14 protein-coding genes and 1 other RNA gene are annotated in these 17,374 nt (G+C 62.2%); 8 read left to right on the top strand and 7 right to left on the bottom strand.

The features are described from left to right. Positions 1–28: 28 nt before the first annotated feature. The 5 genes from E4662_RS06800 to ffs all read right to left on the bottom strand — a co-directional run bounded on the left by E4662_RS06800 (position 29) and on the right by ffs (position 4,639). Positions 29–1,171: a hypothetical protein gene (locus tag E4662_RS06800; protein ID WP_136440786.1), complete on the bottom strand. Its 1,143-nt coding sequence runs from the start codon at positions 1,169–1,171 to the stop codon at positions 29–31. After that, complete coding sequence (locus tag E4662_RS06795) at positions 1,168–2,061, bottom strand: PP2C family protein-serine/threonine phosphatase (protein WP_168797917.1); 894 nt, start codon at positions 2,059–2,061, stop codon at positions 1,168–1,170. The genes E4662_RS06800 and E4662_RS06795 overlap by 4 nt, the downstream gene beginning before the upstream one ends. Then, positions 2,048–2,986, bottom strand: coding sequence for an FHA domain-containing protein (locus E4662_RS06790; RefSeq protein ID WP_136440784.1), 939 nt, complete (start codon positions 2,984–2,986; stop codon positions 2,048–2,050). Before E4662_RS06790 ends, E4662_RS06795 begins: the two co-directional genes overlap by 14 nt. 2 nt (positions 2,987–2,988) lie before the next feature. Next, positions 2,989–4,329 (bottom strand): protein kinase domain-containing protein, encoded by a 1,341-nt coding sequence (locus E4662_RS06785; RefSeq protein WP_136440783.1) that lies wholly within the window; start codon positions 4,327–4,329, stop codon positions 2,989–2,991. A 211-nt stretch (positions 4,330–4,540) separates the two neighbouring features. Beyond that, an RNA gene (gene ffs, locus E4662_RS06780) (signal recognition particle sRNA small type) lies at positions 4,541–4,639 on the bottom strand. Between the two features lie 80 nt (positions 4,640–4,719). Here ffs and E4662_RS06775 point away from each other — a divergent pair. The 5 genes from E4662_RS06775 to E4662_RS06755 all read left to right on the top strand — a co-directional run bounded on the left by E4662_RS06775 (position 4,720) and on the right by E4662_RS06755 (position 9,808). Further along, positions 4,720–5,826: a THUMP domain-containing class I SAM-dependent RNA methyltransferase gene (locus E4662_RS06775; RefSeq protein ID WP_136440782.1), complete on the top strand. Its 1,107-nt coding sequence runs from the start codon at positions 4,720–4,722 to the stop codon at positions 5,824–5,826. 164 nt (positions 5,827–5,990) lie between these two features. Next, the gene (nudC, locus tag E4662_RS06770; protein WP_136440781.1) at positions 5,991–6,962 is read left to right on the top strand and encodes an NAD(+) diphosphatase; all 972 of its coding nucleotides are present in this window, start codon (positions 5,991–5,993) and stop codon (positions 6,960–6,962) included. Between the two features lie 61 nt (positions 6,963–7,023). Continuing rightward, positions 7,024–7,485 (top strand): SRPBCC family protein, encoded by a 462-nt coding sequence (locus E4662_RS06765; RefSeq protein ID WP_136440780.1) that lies wholly within the window; start codon positions 7,024–7,026, stop codon positions 7,483–7,485. 137 nt (positions 7,486–7,622) lie between these two features. Further along, positions 7,623–8,414 (top strand): DUF4198 domain-containing protein, encoded by a 792-nt coding sequence (locus E4662_RS06760; protein WP_136440779.1) that lies wholly within the window; start codon positions 7,623–7,625, stop codon positions 8,412–8,414. Further along, positions 8,411–9,808: an FAD-binding oxidoreductase gene (locus E4662_RS06755; protein WP_136440778.1), complete on the top strand. Its 1,398-nt coding sequence runs from the start codon at positions 8,411–8,413 to the stop codon at positions 9,806–9,808. The genes E4662_RS06760 and E4662_RS06755 overlap by 4 nt, the downstream gene beginning before the upstream one ends. 13 nt (positions 9,809–9,821) lie before the next feature. Here E4662_RS06755 and E4662_RS06750 read toward each other — a convergent pair whose 3' ends face one another. After that, positions 9,822–10,703, bottom strand: coding sequence for a hypothetical protein (locus E4662_RS06750; RefSeq protein ID WP_136440777.1), 882 nt, complete (start codon positions 10,701–10,703; stop codon positions 9,822–9,824). A 119-nt stretch (positions 10,704–10,822) separates the two neighbouring features. Here E4662_RS06750 and E4662_RS06745 point away from each other — a divergent pair, with 119 nt between their 5' ends. Then, positions 10,823–12,475 (top strand): ABC transporter permease, encoded by a 1,653-nt coding sequence (locus tag E4662_RS06745; protein WP_136440776.1) that lies wholly within the window; start codon positions 10,823–10,825, stop codon positions 12,473–12,475. 112 nt (positions 12,476–12,587) lie between these two features. Further along, positions 12,588–13,526 carry a lysophospholipid acyltransferase family protein gene (locus E4662_RS06740; protein ID WP_240705139.1) on the top strand — a complete coding sequence of 313 codons (939 nt, stop codon included), beginning with the start codon at positions 12,588–12,590 and terminating at the stop codon, positions 13,524–13,526. Here the strand turns inward: E4662_RS06740 and E4662_RS06735 are convergent. Beyond that, the gene (locus tag E4662_RS06735) at positions 13,490–14,209 is read right to left on the bottom strand and encodes a DUF1223 domain-containing protein (RefSeq protein WP_136440775.1); all 720 of its coding nucleotides are present in this window, start codon (positions 14,207–14,209) and stop codon (positions 13,490–13,492) included. The two genes, E4662_RS06740 and E4662_RS06735, sit on opposite strands and share 37 nt — an antisense overlap. 204 nt (positions 14,210–14,413) lie before the next feature. Between E4662_RS06735 and acnA the strand changes: the two genes are divergently transcribed. Beyond that, positions 14,414–17,164 (top strand): aconitate hydratase AcnA, encoded by a 2,751-nt coding sequence (gene acnA / locus E4662_RS06730; RefSeq protein WP_136440774.1) that lies wholly within the window; start codon positions 14,414–14,416, stop codon positions 17,162–17,164. The last annotated feature ends 210 nt before the right edge of the window (positions 17,165–17,374 follow it).

The following is a 17,374-nucleotide window of genomic DNA, read 5'->3' as shown; positions in this document are numbered from 1 at the left end:
GTGTCTCCTTCTTGGTGTCCGGCGTGCCTCAGGCCGCCAGGGCACATTCCATGTCTTGTCTGATCTGGGCGAGCAGGACCGCGGCGTCTTCCAGCCCGGCGGCGCCGCCTTCGAGGCCCATCAAAAGGGAAAGCTCGCCCGCATCGCGCAGCGTGTCCGTCAGTTCGGGCCAGGCTTCGGAAAACGCAGAATCGGCCTCTGCAGTCTCCAGCAGGGTCTCCAGCACCTCTTGGACCTGCGGCAAGGCCTCGGCGGCCTGATCGTCGCGCAGAACTGGATTTTGAAACTGCGCCGCCAGATCGCGCGCGCCTTGACGGGTTTGCAGGAACAGACGGTCCAGCACCGCGCGGGCTTGTGGCGTGGCTTTGGGCCGGGACGGTGGCGTGGGCGAGGGGGTGTCTGGCTTGGTCTGGAAAGCCGGGGTCTCTGGGGTGGGGTCTGCGTCATATTGCGCCAGAAAGACATGCGCCGCGTCGATGTCCTCTGCCCGCGCTTCGGCAATGATCTTGTCCAGATGCGCGCGCAAAACGTCGCCTGAGGGCACCAGAAGCGCTTCGCCTTCTGCGCCCTTCAGTGTCGGGCAATGGATTTGCTCCGGGCCGTCGTCCAGGGCCGTCAAAGGCGGGGCTTTCGGCCCGCTGCGCACAACGAACGCATGGTCCTTCAAGCGCTCCGGCGCGCCGTGCCAGATATGCTGTTCGTTCAGCGTCCAGTCCCGCGAGCACCAGATCGCAATATCGCACCGCGGTGTCGCCCATCGCATCGCCGATGCCATGTCAACCGGATCGGAATCGGCCACAACACAGAGAAGCGACATCTTGCGCAGCGACGCCAGCGCCAGCGTCACTTCGGCAAAAACCGCGTCCTGCGGCAGTTTGACGGGCATTTTTGCGGCCTCGGTTACGGAGTTGCCCTCCGGGTCCGTCAGGGTTACCTCGCCGCGCTCCGCATAGCGCAACAGGCAGGGCGTCGTCAGATGCCCGGCTGCAAAGACAGCGCCTTTGGCCAGCGCATGCAGCACGGCAGACTTGCCCGCGCCGGGAAAGCCGAACAGGCCAATGCGCACCGGTGCGCGCAACCGTTCCACGAGATGAGCGCAACGTTTCGCAGCGCGGGGCGGCAGGCTTTCGGTGGCCAGCAGGGCCTCAAGGCGGGGCAGGGGCGCTTTCATAGGGCGGACCCCCGCGTGACCTGTGCCATGAAAGCCCCGCACATATCCGCAAGACTGCCGCGCGTGCCCGGCGTCGCCGTTTCGGAGCATGCGGCAGCGGTCTCGGGCAGGTCCGGTTTGATAACGATCAGGGAGGTGTTGTCCTGATCCGGGGCGTCCTCGGCCTCGACCGCGCTCATGATCATCTGAGAAATCGTGCTGGCCGGTGCGTGGGCGTGGCGGCCCAGCATGGCCCCAAGCCGCGCGCCGGTCAGAACCTCAAGCCCGTCGCTCGCCATCACGACCACGTCGCCGGGTCTCAGGTCCAGCGGTTGCTCGGGGCAGTCGATCTTGTTGATTGCCCCGCCCACAAGCGCGGAAGTGAGACAACTGCGCTGCGGATGGCGGCGCGCGGTTTCCGCGTCAATCTCGCCTTTTTGCACAAGCATGTCGATTTGAGGCGCCAGGGAATGCACTTCGTTCAGGCGTTGCAAAACGCCGTCTCGATAGAGGTAAAGCGCTGAATCGCCGATGGAAATCCAGCTCAAACGGTCTTGATGGAACACGGCGGCAATCACGGTTCCGCCCATGCCGTCCTGACCGTCCCCGGCTTCGACGGCGTGGCGCAGGCTTTGGTTGGCGGCCAGGATCGCGTCTCGTAGCAGCGGCCGCAGATTAGGGTGATCGCCAAGGCCATCGCGCTCTGCGATGCTCAAGGCGCGGAACATTTCCGCGACGATCAGGCGGGAGGCGAGATCGCCGTCGTCATGACCACCCATCCCGTCCGAGAGGATGGCAAAGCCACCCTCCATCCCACCCGCGAACTGGGCAAGGATGGCGTCCTCCTGACGCTCGCGCTGCCCCAAGGCCAAGGCCGTTGCCACGTCTGGCGCGCCCTCAGCCATCAGCATCTTCCCCGCTTTCGTCCCCGGTCCAGCTGAAATCTGGTCCGCAAAGTGCCACGAAGCGCAGCGTGGTTTTCCCCAGCCGGATCTCATCGCCGTTGGACAGGGCCGTGGTCGACACCAGCGGTTTTCCATTCAGGCGGACAAGGTTTGACTTGCCGCCATGACCGATCAGGATGGTGTTTTCTTCCTCGTCGTAGGCAATCGAGGCGTGGTTGTCGCGTGAGATGGCGTCATCGCCAAAGTCCAAAGGCACACTCTGATCCGCGCTGCGCCCCAACGTCGACAAACCTTGGGACAGTGCAAAGCTCGCGCCCCGCCCCGGCCCGTCCACGACCACCAGCCAGCCGACGGGGCATGTCACCGAGGCGGAAGTCTTTCCGGCGCGTTCGGTAGAAAACAGATCACCCGCCGCGTCTTCCGAATGAAAGCCCAGAAGCCGCGTCTTGACCCGACCGCCTCGGGCCGGAACAGGTTTCGCGGGTGCGGCGGGAGAGGTTGCGATCGGTGCGGGAATCTCCGGCGCGCTGATGTCCGGCGTCAGCAACAGCGGGTCGCTGTCTTGCGGGGCTTCTTCGGGTGTGTCCGGGGCGGCAGCATTGTTTTCCATATCCCAGATACGCCGTCGCGAGACCTTTTGCTCGGGGGGCGTGGCGGGTGCGGAATCCGCTTGCGGCTCTGATTTGAGCAGGCTCTCGCCCATCGTGGGTGGAGGCGGTGCCACCTCCCAACGCGGCGCTTCCAGTTCAGCGCGCGGCTGGTCTCGGAGCGGATCACCGTCCCGAACCGGGTGTTCAGAAGGTCCGATGTCTTCGATCAGATCCGCGATCTGACCGGGATCAAACGCCGCATCGTCCGAGGTCTCCGGCGGCGCAGGCTCTGGCTCGACAGAGGGGCGGCGGCGGGCGATGATGTTTCGGAAACTTGACATAGTCAGTCCTCCATAGGCTGTAGCGGCGTGTCTTTTCCGGCGGACTTGCGCGAGACAAAGAGGTCTTTGACCCATCCGGTAAAACGTCCGCCGCGCGCTGTGCGCGCATCCCCCAGTCCACCCAGTTGCGCTTCCGCCTCCGCGAGACGGCGCGCTTCTTCCTGAGCCTGTTGGCGCTTCATGGCTTCTTCGCGTTCGATGTCCTTGCGGATTGCCTCAAGCTCATCGTTGACCTCGGCCCAATAAGCCCGCTCCGCCGCGCGCTGCGCGGCCAGTGGATCGGGGATGGCTTCGCGCGCCGCGCGCTCTTCGCGCGGGTCACCGGGCGCGTCTTCAAGGAAACTGTCGGTTTCGGACACCAGTTGCGAGATTTTCAGATGCATGTCGTCATCCAAGGCAGCCGCGCGGCCCGGCGCAGCCTTGCCGCTGATCATTGCCAGCCAGTCGTCGGCGGTCTTGATCCGGTCGCGCGCAAACAGGCGCAAGGATTGGTCAAGCGCGGCCAGGAAGGCTGGATCATACCCCGGCACAGTGCCGGAAAGTGGCACGTAAGGATCCGGTTGATCCTGCGCCACGGCGGCAAGCCGAATGTTGCTGTTTGGCGGCGCGTGACCGCGGATGAGGTGATGAGCTGTGGCGGCCAAGGCATAGAGATCGCTGGACTTTTCCTGTGCGCTGCCCGCGAGATAGAACTCCTGCGGGCTGTAGCCGTCCTTCACCGTATGAATGCGGCTGAGCACCCGGGTCGCCCGTGCTGCATCCTCCCGCGCCGCGCCGAAATCAATCAGGACCGGCAGCCCACCAGGGGCCAGCAGGATATTGTCGGGGGAAATATCCCGATGCAGCATGCCGTTGTCATGCACGTAGCTCAGCGCGCCCAGAAGGTGTTTGACAATGCGCACCACCTCCGCCGGTTCGAACCGGTCAGGGTCGCTCTCAAGCAGGTCAAACAGATCCGGCCCTTCGATGAAGTCCATCGCCATGTAGGCGGTCCCGTTGTCTTCGAAAATCTGGTGCACGCCGACGATGTTGGGATGGCTCAGATGCGCCAGCGCGCGCGCCTCGCGTTCAAACAGGGCGACGACCCGGTCAAAATCCGTCTCATGCGAGATTGAACGCAACCGCACGGTTTTTTGCGTCCGGCAGCACATGGCACCGGGGTAGCATTCCTTGATCACCACTTTGCGGCCAAGACTGTCATGAGCAAGGTAAGTCACCCCGAAACCGCCGGAATTGAGATACCGGACAACGGTGTATTGCCCCTGGCACAGCGCGGTGCCGGGGGGCAGTTCATCACCCACCGATGGCAATGCGGCCAGATCGGAGGTCAACGGATCAGTCATGATGGCAGCCTCCTGTCTTGGGACTGTTGCGCTGCCGTGACGGGCTTCACGAGCAGAATTCAGAGCCTGACCAAAACACCGCTGCAATCGGGCGGAAAAGTGACTTCGCCCGGGCTACAGCCCGACAAAAGGCTCGGATTTTAGCGGTTGCCTGCGCAAAAGAGGGCGGAAAAAAGCAAAACGGCCGCGCTTTGAAGCGCAGCCGTTTGACTGGTGAGAGGCTGGACATCGACCCAAGCGGGGCTCGTTGTGGCTGCTTCCTTCCGGACCTGACCAGGTTGGCGAGGCGCTTGCCCGCGCCAACCCCTCGACTCGGCATGTAAGGCAGTTCAGCGATGGTTTCAACCTCCTCGCTGTTGCAAATCCCGGCCAAGCGGGTAAGCGGGGCGGATGGAGCCGTTTGAAATCTTCCTCGCCGCCCTTCCGGGGCTTGAACCGGCCTTGCAGGCCGAAGCCGAAGCCGTGGGCCTGCCTGCGCCAAAGGCCGTGCCCGGCGGCGTGACGCTGCGCGGGGATTGGCGCACGGTCTGGCACGCGAACCTGCACCTGCGTGGGGCGAGCCGTGTGCTGGCGCGGATCGGATCGTTCAGGGCCTTTCATCTGGCGCAGCTCGACAAGCGGTCGCGCAAGTTCGATTGGGCCGCGCATTTGCGGGCTGACATCCCTGTGCGCGTCGAAGTGACCTGCAAGGCATCAAAGATTTATCACGATCGGGCAGCAAAACAGCGGATTGAGCGCGCCTTGACGGAAACGCTTGGCGTACCGCTGGCAGAGGATGCGCCAATCCGGGTGATGGCGCGGATCGAGGACAATCTGGTGACGATCAGCCTCGACACCTCCGGCGCGCCTTTGCATCGCCGGGGTCACAAGGAAGCCGTGAACAAGGCTCCGATGCGCGAGACTTTGGCCGCTCTGTTCCTGCGCGAATGCGGCTTTGACGGCACAGAACCGGTTTATGATCCGATGTGCGGCTCTGGCACCTTTGTGCTGGAGGCGGCGGAGATGGCATTGGGGTTGGCGCCGGGACGAACGCGGGCCTTCGCATTCGAAGATTTTGCCAGTTTCGATGCGGCCGCATGGAGTGCGATGAAGGCGGAAGTTGTGCCGCACGAGACAACGGTGCGGTTTTACGGCTCTGACCGCGATGACGGCGCCATCCGTATGAGTACGGCCAATGCGGAGCGCGCCGGAGTTGCGGGCGTGACGGAGTTCCTGCGCTGTCCGGTGAGCGAGGTGCAGCGGCCCGAAAGATCGCCGGGGCTGATCATCGTCAATCCTCCTTACGGTGCTCGAATCGGCAACCGAAAACTGCTCTTTGCGCTCTACGCCGCCTTAGGGCAGGTGGCGCGGGAGCGCTTTGTGGGCTGGCGGCTGGGCATGGTGACGGCAGATGGCGGGCTGGCGAAGGCGACTGGGTTGACCTTCTCCAAGGTCTCTGCGCCGATCCCGCATGGCGGGCTGAAGATCAAGCTCTACCAGACCGGGGCGCTGGGATAAGGGGCGGCCTGTTTCGGTATTTCCAATGATCGAGACTATGGGCCATGAGGTCCCGGATCAAGTCCGGGACGGGCGTGCGTAACTCCCCTTCGCACCCGGTTTCAACCCATTTGCCATTCCCGCGCACGGGATGCATGGTGCCGAAAACCGCGCGGAGGCTGGATATGAAAATAGCAGAGCAGGTGACGTTTGGCGGCTCTGGGCTCGACCGGGCGGCGGAGATTCGCGGGGATGTGCCAAAGCTGGCGGCGGCTTTGCAGGATGCGCGCGCTCGGTGCATTTTATTCTGGCGTGGCAAGCCCTTGATCGAAGGTGAGGGGGGCTTTGATCTGGTCCGATTGCCGATGGATCACCCGATTCTGGCCGAGACCCGCGAAGAGCCGATCCTGCTGGGGCGCGAGGAAAGCGGGGCGGCGGTTTTTGCCCATGACATCTCGGGCTGGGTGCCGGAGGCGTTGGACGAGACGCAGCCGGGCAGCTTCCTCGACATGTCGGAGCAGGTTCACCCGGATTTGCCCGAAGGCACGCGGTTCCGCGAACTTCGAACCATGCTCACGCGGCTCAATGCGCGGGACGCGGAACTGACCACCACCGCCAAGGCGCTGCTGGGCTGGCATGCCAGCCATGGGTTCTGCGCCAAATGCGGGTCGCAGACCGTAATCCATCAGGCCGGTTGGGAACGAATCTGCCCGGATTGCGGCGCACATCATTTCCCGCGCACGGACCCGGTGGTGATCATGCTGATCACACGGGGCAACAAATGCCTTCTCGGGCGGTCGCCCGGTTGGCCGGAGGGCATGTATTCCTGTCTCGCCGGGTTTATCGAGCCGGGTGAGCCGATCGAGGCGGCGGTGCGGCGCGAGGTTTGGGAAGAGGCGGGGGTCAAGGTTGGCGCGGTGCGCTACTTGTCGAGCCAGCCATGGGCTTTCCCCTCTTCGCTGATGTTCGGCTGCCATGGCGAGGCCTTGAGCGACGAGATCGTTATCGATCCGGTCGAAATCGAGGATGCGCGCTGGGTCACACGCGAAGAACTGGCGGATTCCTTTGCCGGTCTGCGCGAAGACATCTTGCCCGCCCGGCGCGGTGCGATTGCGCATTTCCTGTTGCGCAACTGGCTTGCAGATCGGCTCGATTGACGTCACCTTCTGGCCAGATTTGCCGTGTAAGGCATCGGGCAGGCAAAAAGGGCAGTCAGATATGGAACTCAAGGCAAGCGAAGACATTGAAGCGCCGATTGACCAGGTGTTCGCCGCATTGTCGGATTTCGAGGCGGTGGAACGGCAGGCCATGCGGCGTGGCGTCGAGATCTCGCGCAAAGGCGAGGTGGACAATCCGGACGCGGGCCTTGAATGGACCGCCGGGTTTTCGTTTCGCGGCAAGAAGCGCGATGCGGACATTACTTTGACGGATTTTGCAGTGCCGGAACAGATGGTGTTCCAGTCGGTCTCGGGCGGGCTTGAGGCCCAGACACGGATCGAAACGGTTGCGCTGTCGCGATCGCGCACGCGGATCAATCTTGTCACCGAATTGATGCCGAAAACCTTGTCCGCGCGGCTTCTGGTGCAATCGCTGAAACTGGCCAAAGGCGGAATCGACAAGCGGTTCCGGCACCGTATGGCGACTTTCGCGCGCGATTTGGAGCTGCGCCTTAAAGGGTAGGGCGCATGCGCGTCCCGGAGATGATCCGGGACTTTCCGGAACTGGCGTACCGTGGCGGCACGCGTTACGTGCTTTGCGGTGAAAGCCCCCTACCATCCCCTTCAATCCCACAGTACCGTGGCTTCGGAGGAGACCCCATGCGAACGATGATCCTGCTTGCCAGCTTGCTGGCCAGCCCTTTGGCGGCCCATGAGTTCTGGATCGAACCGATCCGGACCGAGATTGCCGCAGGCGGCCGGTTGGAGGCGGACATACGGGTGGGGACCGATCTCAAAGGGTCGACCTATTCCTACATCCCGCGCAATTTTCGGCGGTTCGAAACGATCCTGGACGGCACGCGGGCGGTTCCGGGACGTGCAGGGGATCAGCCCGCGCTGAACATGGAGGCCGCGGGTGAGGGGCTGGCGGTGATCGTACATGAAACCCGCGACTACCTGCTGACCTATGCCAAGTGGGAGAAGTTCGAAGCGTTCTGCGCGGAGAAAGACTTTGAGTGGGCTTTGCCTCGCCATCTGGAGCGCGGGCTGCCCCGGACGAAGTTCCGCGAGCGGTATGTGCGCTATGCCAAAAGCCTGATCGGTGTTGGCGATGCCAAAGGGGCAGACACGGAGGCGGGGCTGACGGTTGAAATCGTGGCAGAGAAAAACCCTTACACCGACGATGTGTCGGGCGGTTTTCCGGTGCAGGCGCTTTATCTGGGGCAGCCGCGTAAAGATGTGCAGATCACGCTGTTCGAACGCGCGCCGGATCGAACCGTGGTTCAAAACAACTATCGCACGGACGGCGAGGGCCGGGCGGTTTTGGACGTGAAAGCGGGCCATTTCTACCTCGTCGATCACGTGGTCATGCGGGAGAGCGAGCCGATGGATGAGAAAGATGCAGTCTGGGAAAGCCTGTGGGCTTCGTTGACCTTCGGGGTGCCGCAATGACCGTAGAGGCGCTGTGCGCGGCTTTGGGAGAAGCCTCGGTCCTGACCGGAGAGGCCATGGCGCCCTGGTGCCGCGATTGGACCGGAAACTACGCCTGGGCGCCGCTTTGCGTGGTACGTCCGCGCAGCCGGGACGAGGTGGCAGCGGTGCTGCGCATTGCGAATGAGGCGGGCATGCCCGTGGTTCCGGTGGGCGGGAACACCGGGCTTTCGGGGGGCACGTCGGGGGACGCCTCGATCATGTTGTCGCTCGACCGCATGAATGCCATTCGCGAGATCCGGCCGGAGGCGCGGCTGGCCGTGGTTGAGGCCGGGGTGATCCTCAGCACTCTGCACGAGGCAGTGGAGGCGCAGGGCCTGAGTTTTCCGATGACTTTTGGGGCCAAGGGATCCTGCACCATGGGCGGTATTCTGGCGACCAACGCGGGCGGGTCCAACGTGCTGCGTTATGGCAATACCCGCGATCTGGTTCTGGGTGTCGAGGCGGTGCTGGCCGACGGGCGCGTGGTTGATCTGATGAGCGAGCTTCACAAGGACAACACCGGTCTGAACCTGCGCAACCTGCTGATTGGCTCCGAAGGGATCCTCGGCGTGATCACGGCGGCGGTGGTCAAACTGGTGCCGCAGCCCAAAGCCTATGCGACAGCCTTTCTTGGCATGGACGATGTCGGCGCGGCGCTGGGGCTTCTGAACCGTTTGCAGGAGGTGACAGGCGGGCAGGTGGAGGCGTTCGAGTTCATGCCGCGCCGCTATGTCGAGGAATACGCGCGACTTCACCCGGAGGCACGCCTTCCCTTCGATGACCAGTATGACGTGAATATCCTTGTCGAACTGGGCGCGACGGCGCCACGTGATGTGGAGGCGGGACCAGATGGTCAGCCGCCGATTGCGGGCGCGCTGGAAGAAGCGCTGGGCGAGATGCTGGAACGTGAAGAACTGACCGATGCGGTCGTGGCACAGAACGAGGGACAGCGGCGCGCGTTCTGGGCTTTGCGGGAAGCGGCGGCAGAGGTGAGTACCGCGCGGCCTGCGATCATCTGCGATGTGGCCGTGCCGCTTGACCGGGTGGCAGAGTTCCTGGGCCGGGCCGATGCGCGTCTGGCGGGCATGGACCGGGATGCCTTGACAGTGGTCGTGGCGCATCTCGGTGACGGGAACGTGCACTATGCGGTCTGGACAGAGAAAACCGGGGAGGCCCGCGGCGAGATCATGGAGGCCGTGGAAGAAGAGGCGCTGGCCTTGGGCGGCAGTTTCTCGGCGGAGCATGGGATCGGCCTTGCCAAACAGCCTGCCATGACGCGTTTCAAGGACCCTGTTGCGCTGGAGATGATGCGAGCGATCAAAACTGCGCTTGATCCGAAGGGGATTTTGAACCCGGGGAAGGTGCTCGGCTGAACGCAGCCGCGTCTTACGGCTGCACGAAGACCACCCCATCAATCCCGGCAATGCGCCCGAGATCTTCTTCGTACAGCTCAGTCAGCATGTCCACGTAAGCGGCATCCCATCCGGGCAGGTCGAGTTCTTCCTCGACCTCCTCGTCCAGCGCGTATTTGTCCATGAAGACCGCCATGACCTTGCGCTTCTGCGGCTCCGGCAGATCCGGGTTTTCCTTCAGGAAAGCCCGAAACCGGCGCATGCCCTCAGGGGCGATTACCGCCGAAAGCATGTCAAACGCCCCGGTGATCTTCTGATCGAGCGGCAAGCCGGCAAGCCGCCGCAGGAGTTGCCCCCAGATCAGCGGTGTGTCCTCGTTTGCCCAGACGGTGATTGGCACGTCCGGCAGTTCCGCGCGGATGCGGTGCAGTAGGCCGGACCAGCGCAAATGCATTGGGTCCGCGCCATGCAAAAGGGACTTCAGGTCCTCGTCCGGCGCTTCTTCGAGCATGGCCGGAATCCAGGTCGCGAAATCGCGCAGACCGATGTGAAGCTCGACCGAGTCTTCAGCGAAAAGGCTGCAAAACGTGCGCAACCGGCGCTCCGCCAGGCGGTAGATCAAACCCTCGTTCAGCGCGAGACGCGGCACGGACAGGAAATTGCGATGGCTCAGGATCAGGCGGTTCACGCCTTCGGGATCCTCGGACAGTATGGCGTCCAGCAGCACCTCTCGGGCTTCCGGCGCTGGCGCTCCGCTGGCAATCGAGTTGACCGCTTCGGACAACAGGCGGCGGTAGCGGGACGGTCCGGGCATGGCGATGGCCTCGTGCCGCCAGGCGTCGGCATTTCTGAGCAAGCCTTTCAGGAGCTTGTCATCATCGGTGCAATGCACGCCGAGGTGCAGGATAACTTGCATGATGCCGCCTCTTTTCCGTTCCTGACTCTATTTGTCGGACCGTGTCTTTTGATCTATGTCTGCGTGAACTATAAGGCCAATGGCTGCAAAGCAAACCACCTCGCCCGGAAGGCCGATCCATGAGTGTCACTGAAACCACGCCGCAGACCGCACGTCGCATCCGGATCAGCCCGTGGTCCGTTGGCGCGCTGGCCATCGCGGCGCTTGTGCTGGCCCCGATCATCTCGGTGTTCGGGATCGCCCTGTTCCCGACGGACAATATCTGGCCACACCTGATTTCGACGACCCTGCCGCGCTATTTGGCGAATACGGCGATCCTGATGATCGGTGTCGGCCTGTTTTCCGCGATGATGGGCACGGGGGCGGCCTGGCTCGTATCGCGTTATGACTTCAAGGCGCGGCGTTGGCTTGAGTGGCTCCTGCTGCTTCCTTTGGCGATTCCGGCCTATGTGGGGGCCTATGCGCTTGTAGACTTCTTTGAATACGCTGGACCCGTGCAAACTGCGATGCGCGGGGTGTTTGGCTGGGAGACCGCGCGCGACTACTGGTTCCCTGAAGTGCGGTCCATGGGCGCAGCAATTCTCGTGCTTTCGGCCGCTTTGTACCCTTATGTCTATCTCCTGGCCCGCGTGGCCTTCCGCGAGCAATCGGCAGCATCGGACGAGGTGGCCTTGTCGTTGGGCGCTGGGGCGTTTGGTCGGTTCTGGCGGGTTGGCCTGCCGCTCGCGCGGCCCGCAATTGTCGCGGGCGCGGCCATTGCCATGATGGAAAGCGTCAATGATTTCGGCACCGTGGACTATTTCGCCGTGCAGACTTTGACGACCGGGATATTCAGCGTTTGGTTGCAAGCGAACAATGCCGGAGGCGCAGCCCAGATTGCCTCCGTGGTGCTGATCCTGGTGGTCATGCTGGTGGCCATGGAAAAGCTTTCGCGCCGGAAGATGCGGTTTTTCAACCTGTCCACCCGGCACCGCCCGATTGAGCGCAAGGTGCTGTCCGGCGCGTATTCCTGGGGGATGATGGTGGTCTGCGCCTTGCCCTTTGCGTTGGGCTTTTTGCTGCCCGCGGGTGTGATCACGAGCCATGCGCTGGACAACACGGAGCATTGGCGCGACGCGGATTTGTGGCAGGCCGGAATCAACACGCTGACTGTGGGCGGCATCGCGGCGGTGCTGACGGTCCTCGCAGCGGTGTTCCTGGTGTATGGCGTGCGTTTGTCCCGCGCGCGTCTTCCGGGGCTCTTGATGCCGATCACCACAATTGGCTACGCGGCGCCGGGTGCCGTGTTGGGCGTTGGTATCCTGATCCCGCTGGCGGCACTGGACAACACGGTGGCAGATGCGATCTGGAGCGCAACCGGTTGGGATCCCGGGCTTTTCATGACGGGCACTGCCTTTGCGCTAGTCCTCGCTTATTGCGTTCGCTTCTTTGCCATTGGACAGGGCGCGGCGGATGCGGCCATGGGACGCGTTTCGCCTAATCTGTCGGCGGCCGCACGCTCGCTTGGCCGCAATCAGGGGCAGGTGCTGCGAGAGATCTATTATCCGTTGATGCGCGGCTCTGTCGGGTCTGCCCTGCTTCTGGTCTTTGTAGACTGCGTCAAGGAGCTGCCCGCGACGCTGCTGCTGCGACCGTTCAACTATGAGACGCTGGCGACGCGGGTGCATGAGCAGGCCTCGCTCGAGAACCTCGGCGGCGCGGCCCCACCAGCCCTTCTGGTGAGCGCCGTGGGTTTGCTGGCCGTCGGGCTCCTGGCGCGGGCGATGCGGTAGGCGGGCAAAAGTCATCGATGACTTTTGCAAAAGCCTTGCAAGGCTTTTGGCTCCCGGACTTGCCGGGGTGAGAGCCGCGCCGTAAGACGGGGAAAACCTCGAGGCAAGACACGTGGCCAAGACAAAACGCGAAAACAAGCCGCGCGGCGGTGCGAAAGACTGGCTTTCGGATCGGGTGATCCGCGGGCTGATCCGCACCATGTTGCTGTTGCCGTGGCGCTGGCGTGTGCCGCTGATGGGTGGGCTGATGGCGCGGGTTGTGGCGCCAATGGCCGGCTGGCAGGATCGCGCCATGGCCAATCTCGCCCATGTCTGGCCGGAGATGTCCGAGGCCGAGCGGCGCTGGATCGCGCGGCAGGTGGCGAACAACGCCGGGCGCACCACGATCGAGAACTACGATGTGCCGGGGCTTCTGAAACGGATGCAAGGGGCAGACCTTCACGGCGAGGGCCTGGCCGAGATCGAAGAGGCCAAGGCCGAAGGCCGTCCGGTGCTTTTTGTTACCGGTCATTATGGCAATCACGAAGCGCCGCGCGCGGCGCTGGTGGCCCGAGGGTATCGGATTGGCGGGCTTTACCGGCCCATGGCGAACCCCTATTTCAACGCCCATTACGCGGCCAACATGCATGCCCTGAGTGACCCGGTCTTCGAACAGGGGCGGCGTGGGACCATGGGGTTGATCCGGCACATCAAGGATGGCGGCATGGGTGTGCTGCTGTTTGATGTCTACGACAGCAATGGTGTGGTCTTTGACTTCATGGGGCAGCCCGCTCCGACATTGACCTCGGCGGCGGACATTGCGCTGCGCACAGGTGCATTGCTGGTGCCATTCTTTGGCCTGAGACGCTCAGACGGGCTGGGGTTTGACGCGGTTTTCGAGAAACCTGTGCCGCACGGTGACCCGGTGGACATGATGCAGGAGGTCACGCGCCGTCTGGAGGCGCGGATCGAAGCGGATCCCGGTCAATGGTTCTGGATACATCGCCGTTGGAAACCCAAACGGCAGGAGCGACGTCAGCGCAAGCGCGCGGCGGCGACGATGGGGCCGTGACGTTCCTGCTGGAGTAGCACAACGACAGGCTCATTGCCGGAGACACGGATCTTCTTTTCCATGTCGCCTTCGCCCTTCCATTTCCCGATGACCTGCCAGTCATTAACGATGTGGGTATAGGTCAGCGTATGGCCCGCATTCTCGCCGCGCAATATTTTGGCTTTTCGTTCAGGCATGTAGCGCACGAGATGAATATCACAGGGCGGTTGGCCCGGCTTTGAGCGAATGGTGATCAGAACGTCGGAGCCGTTGCGCTCCAGTATGATGGAAACCGGCGAGGGGCGCTGGGATTCCTTGCGGATCAGGTCAGCCACTTTCATCGGGCGCGAACCAACCGCGTGTTCGCGTCCGTTTATCACCATCTGCGGCGTATAGATCATCCGCTCGCCCTGCGCCTGAGCATAGCCCTTTTGTCGTTTGGTGAATCCGGGGATGGCAAAGCTGTCTTTCCAGCCGATGTAATCCCAGTAGTCCACGTGCAGAGCCAACGGGATCACGTCATCGCGCCCGGCCATGTCAGCCAACAGAGCATCCGCCGGAGGACAGGAAGAACAGCCTTGCGAGGTGTACAGCTCGACCACAACTGGATTGTCCACGGCGCTGTTCTGAGCAGAGGCTCCCAATACAGAGAGCCCGGAGAAGAGCGCGGCCAATGCGGCGGTTTTGAGCGATGAAAAGCGCATGCGTGTCCCGAGTGTCAAAAAAAATCCCTAGAGTCGTTCTAAGCGACGGGTGTTGAAATAACCAATCAATCATTTGCGAGAGCGCGTGTGATCAACGCGATTGTATGCCGATGTATACTAAATTTTCTCAAGATCTTGAACCAGAGGGGAAACGGCACAATTTTATGGTATACCGAGACAAATCGTCACCCATCGGAGGGACCCATGCCCATCACCGTAGGCCGCGACAGCGCCAAACTTCGCAGAACGCTGAAAGCCGGCGAACAGACTGTTTCCTATTACTCGATCGCCGCCGCGGAAGAGGCGGGTCTTGGCGATTTCTCCAAGTTGCCCGCCGCGTTGAAAGTGGTGCTCGAAAACATGCTGCGGTTCGAGGACGGCAAGACGGTCACGTTGGACGACATCAAGGCATTCTCAGACTGGGCCGCGAACGGGGGCCAAGGGGACCGGGAACTGGCCTATCGCCCGGCGCGGGTTTTGATGCAGGACTTTACCGGCGTTCCGGCGGTTGTTGACCTTGCGGCGATGCGCGACGGCATCAAGGCGCTTGGCGGCGATGCTCAGAAAATCAACCCGCTGAACCCGGTGGATCTGGTGATCGACCATTCCGTGATGATCGACGAATTCGGCAATCCGCGCGCGTTCCAGATGAACGTGGATCGCGAGTATGAGCGGAACATGGAGCGCTACGCTTTCCTGAAATGGGGGCAGAGCGCCTTTGACAACTTCCGCGTGGTGCCGCCGGGGACAGGGATTTGCCATCAGGTGAACCTTGAGTACCTGGCCCAGACGGTCTGGACCGACACCGATCAGAACGGCGAAATAGTGGCCTACCCCGATACGCTTGTCGGCACGGATTCGCATACAACCATGGTCAATGGTGCGGCCGTTCTGGGTTGGGGCGTGGGCGGGATCGAGGCTGAGGCCGCGATGCTTGGTCAGCCCATTTCCATGCTCATCCCGGAAGTTGTAGGCTTCAAGCTGACCGGCGAGATGATCGAAGGCACCACTGGCACGGACCTCGTGCTGAAGGTGGTCGAAATGCTGCGCGCCCATGGCGTGGTTTCGAAATTCGTCGAATTCTACGGAGACGGGCTCGACAATCTGCCGCTCTCGCAGCGCGCGACCATCGCAAATATGGCACCGGAGTATGGCGCGACTTGCGGCTTCTTCCCAATTGATGGTGAGACGCTGCGCTACATGCATGTGTCGGGCCGCGATCAGGGGCGCATTGAACTGGTCGAGGCCTATGCCAAGGCAAACGGCATGTGGCGCGATGCGGATTACGCACCTGTCTATTCCTCGACTTTGGAGCTCGACATGGGCACGATTGTGCCCGCGATTTCCGGTCCGAAACGGCCGCAGGATTACCTGCCTTTGAACGGCGCTGCGGAGGCGTTTCATAATCATATCAAAGAAGTGCGGTCCGGTGAGTCGGTTTCGGCTTCTGAGGCGCGAGCCGAGACCCGCGACATTCCCGGCGATGCGGGAAGCCACAAACGCGGCTTTGTCGAAAGTGATGAAGCGGCCTATCAGATCCACGACGGGTCTGTTGTGATCGCGTCGATCACCTCCTGTACCAATACTTCGAACCCCTACGTGATGATCGGTGCCGGATTGGTGGCGAAGAAGGCCCATGAGTTGGGGTTGAATCGCAAGCCGTGGGTAAAGACCTCGCTCGCGCCGGGCTCGCAGGTTGTTTCCGATTATCTGGAGGCTTCCGGCTTGCAGGAGCATCTCGATGCCATAGGGTTCAATCTTGTGGGCTATGGTTGCACCACGTGCATTGGCAACTCGGGGCCGCTGGATGCGCCGATTTCCAAGGCCATCAATGAGGCGGATCTGGTGGCGACCTCGGTCTTGTCAGGCAACCGCAACTTCGAAGGGAGGATCAGCCCGGACGTGCGGGCGAACTATCTGGCCTCGCCGCCCTTGGTGGTGGTCTACGCGCTGGTCGGTGACATGAATGTGGACATTACCCGCGCGCCGATTGGCCAGGACAAAGATGGCAACGATGTATTCCTCAAAGACATTTGGCCGTCGAATGCGGAAATCGCAGAACTGGTGGATCAGACTGTGACGCGGGAAAGCTTTCAGGAGAAATACGCCGACGTTTTCAAGGGCGACGACAAATGGCGCGGCGTGGAAGTCACCGGCGGCGAAACCTACGATTGGCCGCCGCAGTCGACCTATGTCCAGAACCCTCCTTATTTCAAGGACATGAGCCCGGAGCCGGGGTCCATCGAGAACATCAGCGGAGCAAGGGTGCTGGCAATCCTTGGCGACATGGTCACAACCGATCACATCTCCCCTGCTGGCTCGTTCAAACCGGACACGCCCGCAGGGCACTATCTGACCGAGCGGCAGGTGCCAGTGCGCGAGTTCAACTCGTACGGCTCGCGCCGCGGCAACCACGAGGTCATGATGCGCGGCACCTTTGCCAACATCCGCATCAAGAATGAAATGCTTGAGGGTGTTGAAGGCGGCTATACGCTTGGGCCGGACGGGCGACAGACCTCGATCTATGACGCGGCGATGGCCTATCAGGCCGAGGGCACGCCTCTGGTGATCTTCGGCGGCGAGCAATACGGCGCGGGTTCGTCGCGGGATTGGGCGGCGAAGGGGACCAACCTTTTGGGGGTCAAGGCTGTCATTGCCGAGAGCTTTGAGCGCATCCACCGGTCCAACCTCGTCGGTATGGGCGTGATCCCTTTCGAGTTCACCGGCGGCGACACTCGCAAGTCTTTGGGCCTTAAGGGTGACGAGACGGTGGACATCGCCGGGTTGGACACGGTCGAGCCGGGCCAGGTGGTGCCGTGCATGATCACCTTTGGTGATGGGTCGTCGAAGACAATCGAGATCAAGTGCCGGATCGATACCGGGATCGAGATCGAGTACGTCGAACACGGCGGCGTGCTTCACTATGTGCTGCGCGATTTGGCCAAGGCAGGGTGATCGCAGGCGGCCTCGTTTTTCATAGGTGAAAAATGAGGCCGATTGCTCACAAATGCGACAACAGGCGTGAATTTGCTCAAATGCCCGCCTGTCGGCGCTTCTCGGCTCAACTTTATGAGAATGCTCGGTTTATGCCGCTTCGTCGGTTTTAACGGGGCCTTTACGGACGACACAGGGGACCTATCTAGACTTCAGAAAAACCAGACAAGC

Source organism: Pacificoceanicola onchidii (genome assembly GCF_004804335.1).
Taxonomy (GTDB): domain Bacteria; phylum Pseudomonadota; class Alphaproteobacteria; order Rhodobacterales; family Rhodobacteraceae; genus Pacificoceanicola; species Pacificoceanicola onchidii.
This window is presented reverse-complemented; position numbering and strand designations above follow the sequence as displayed.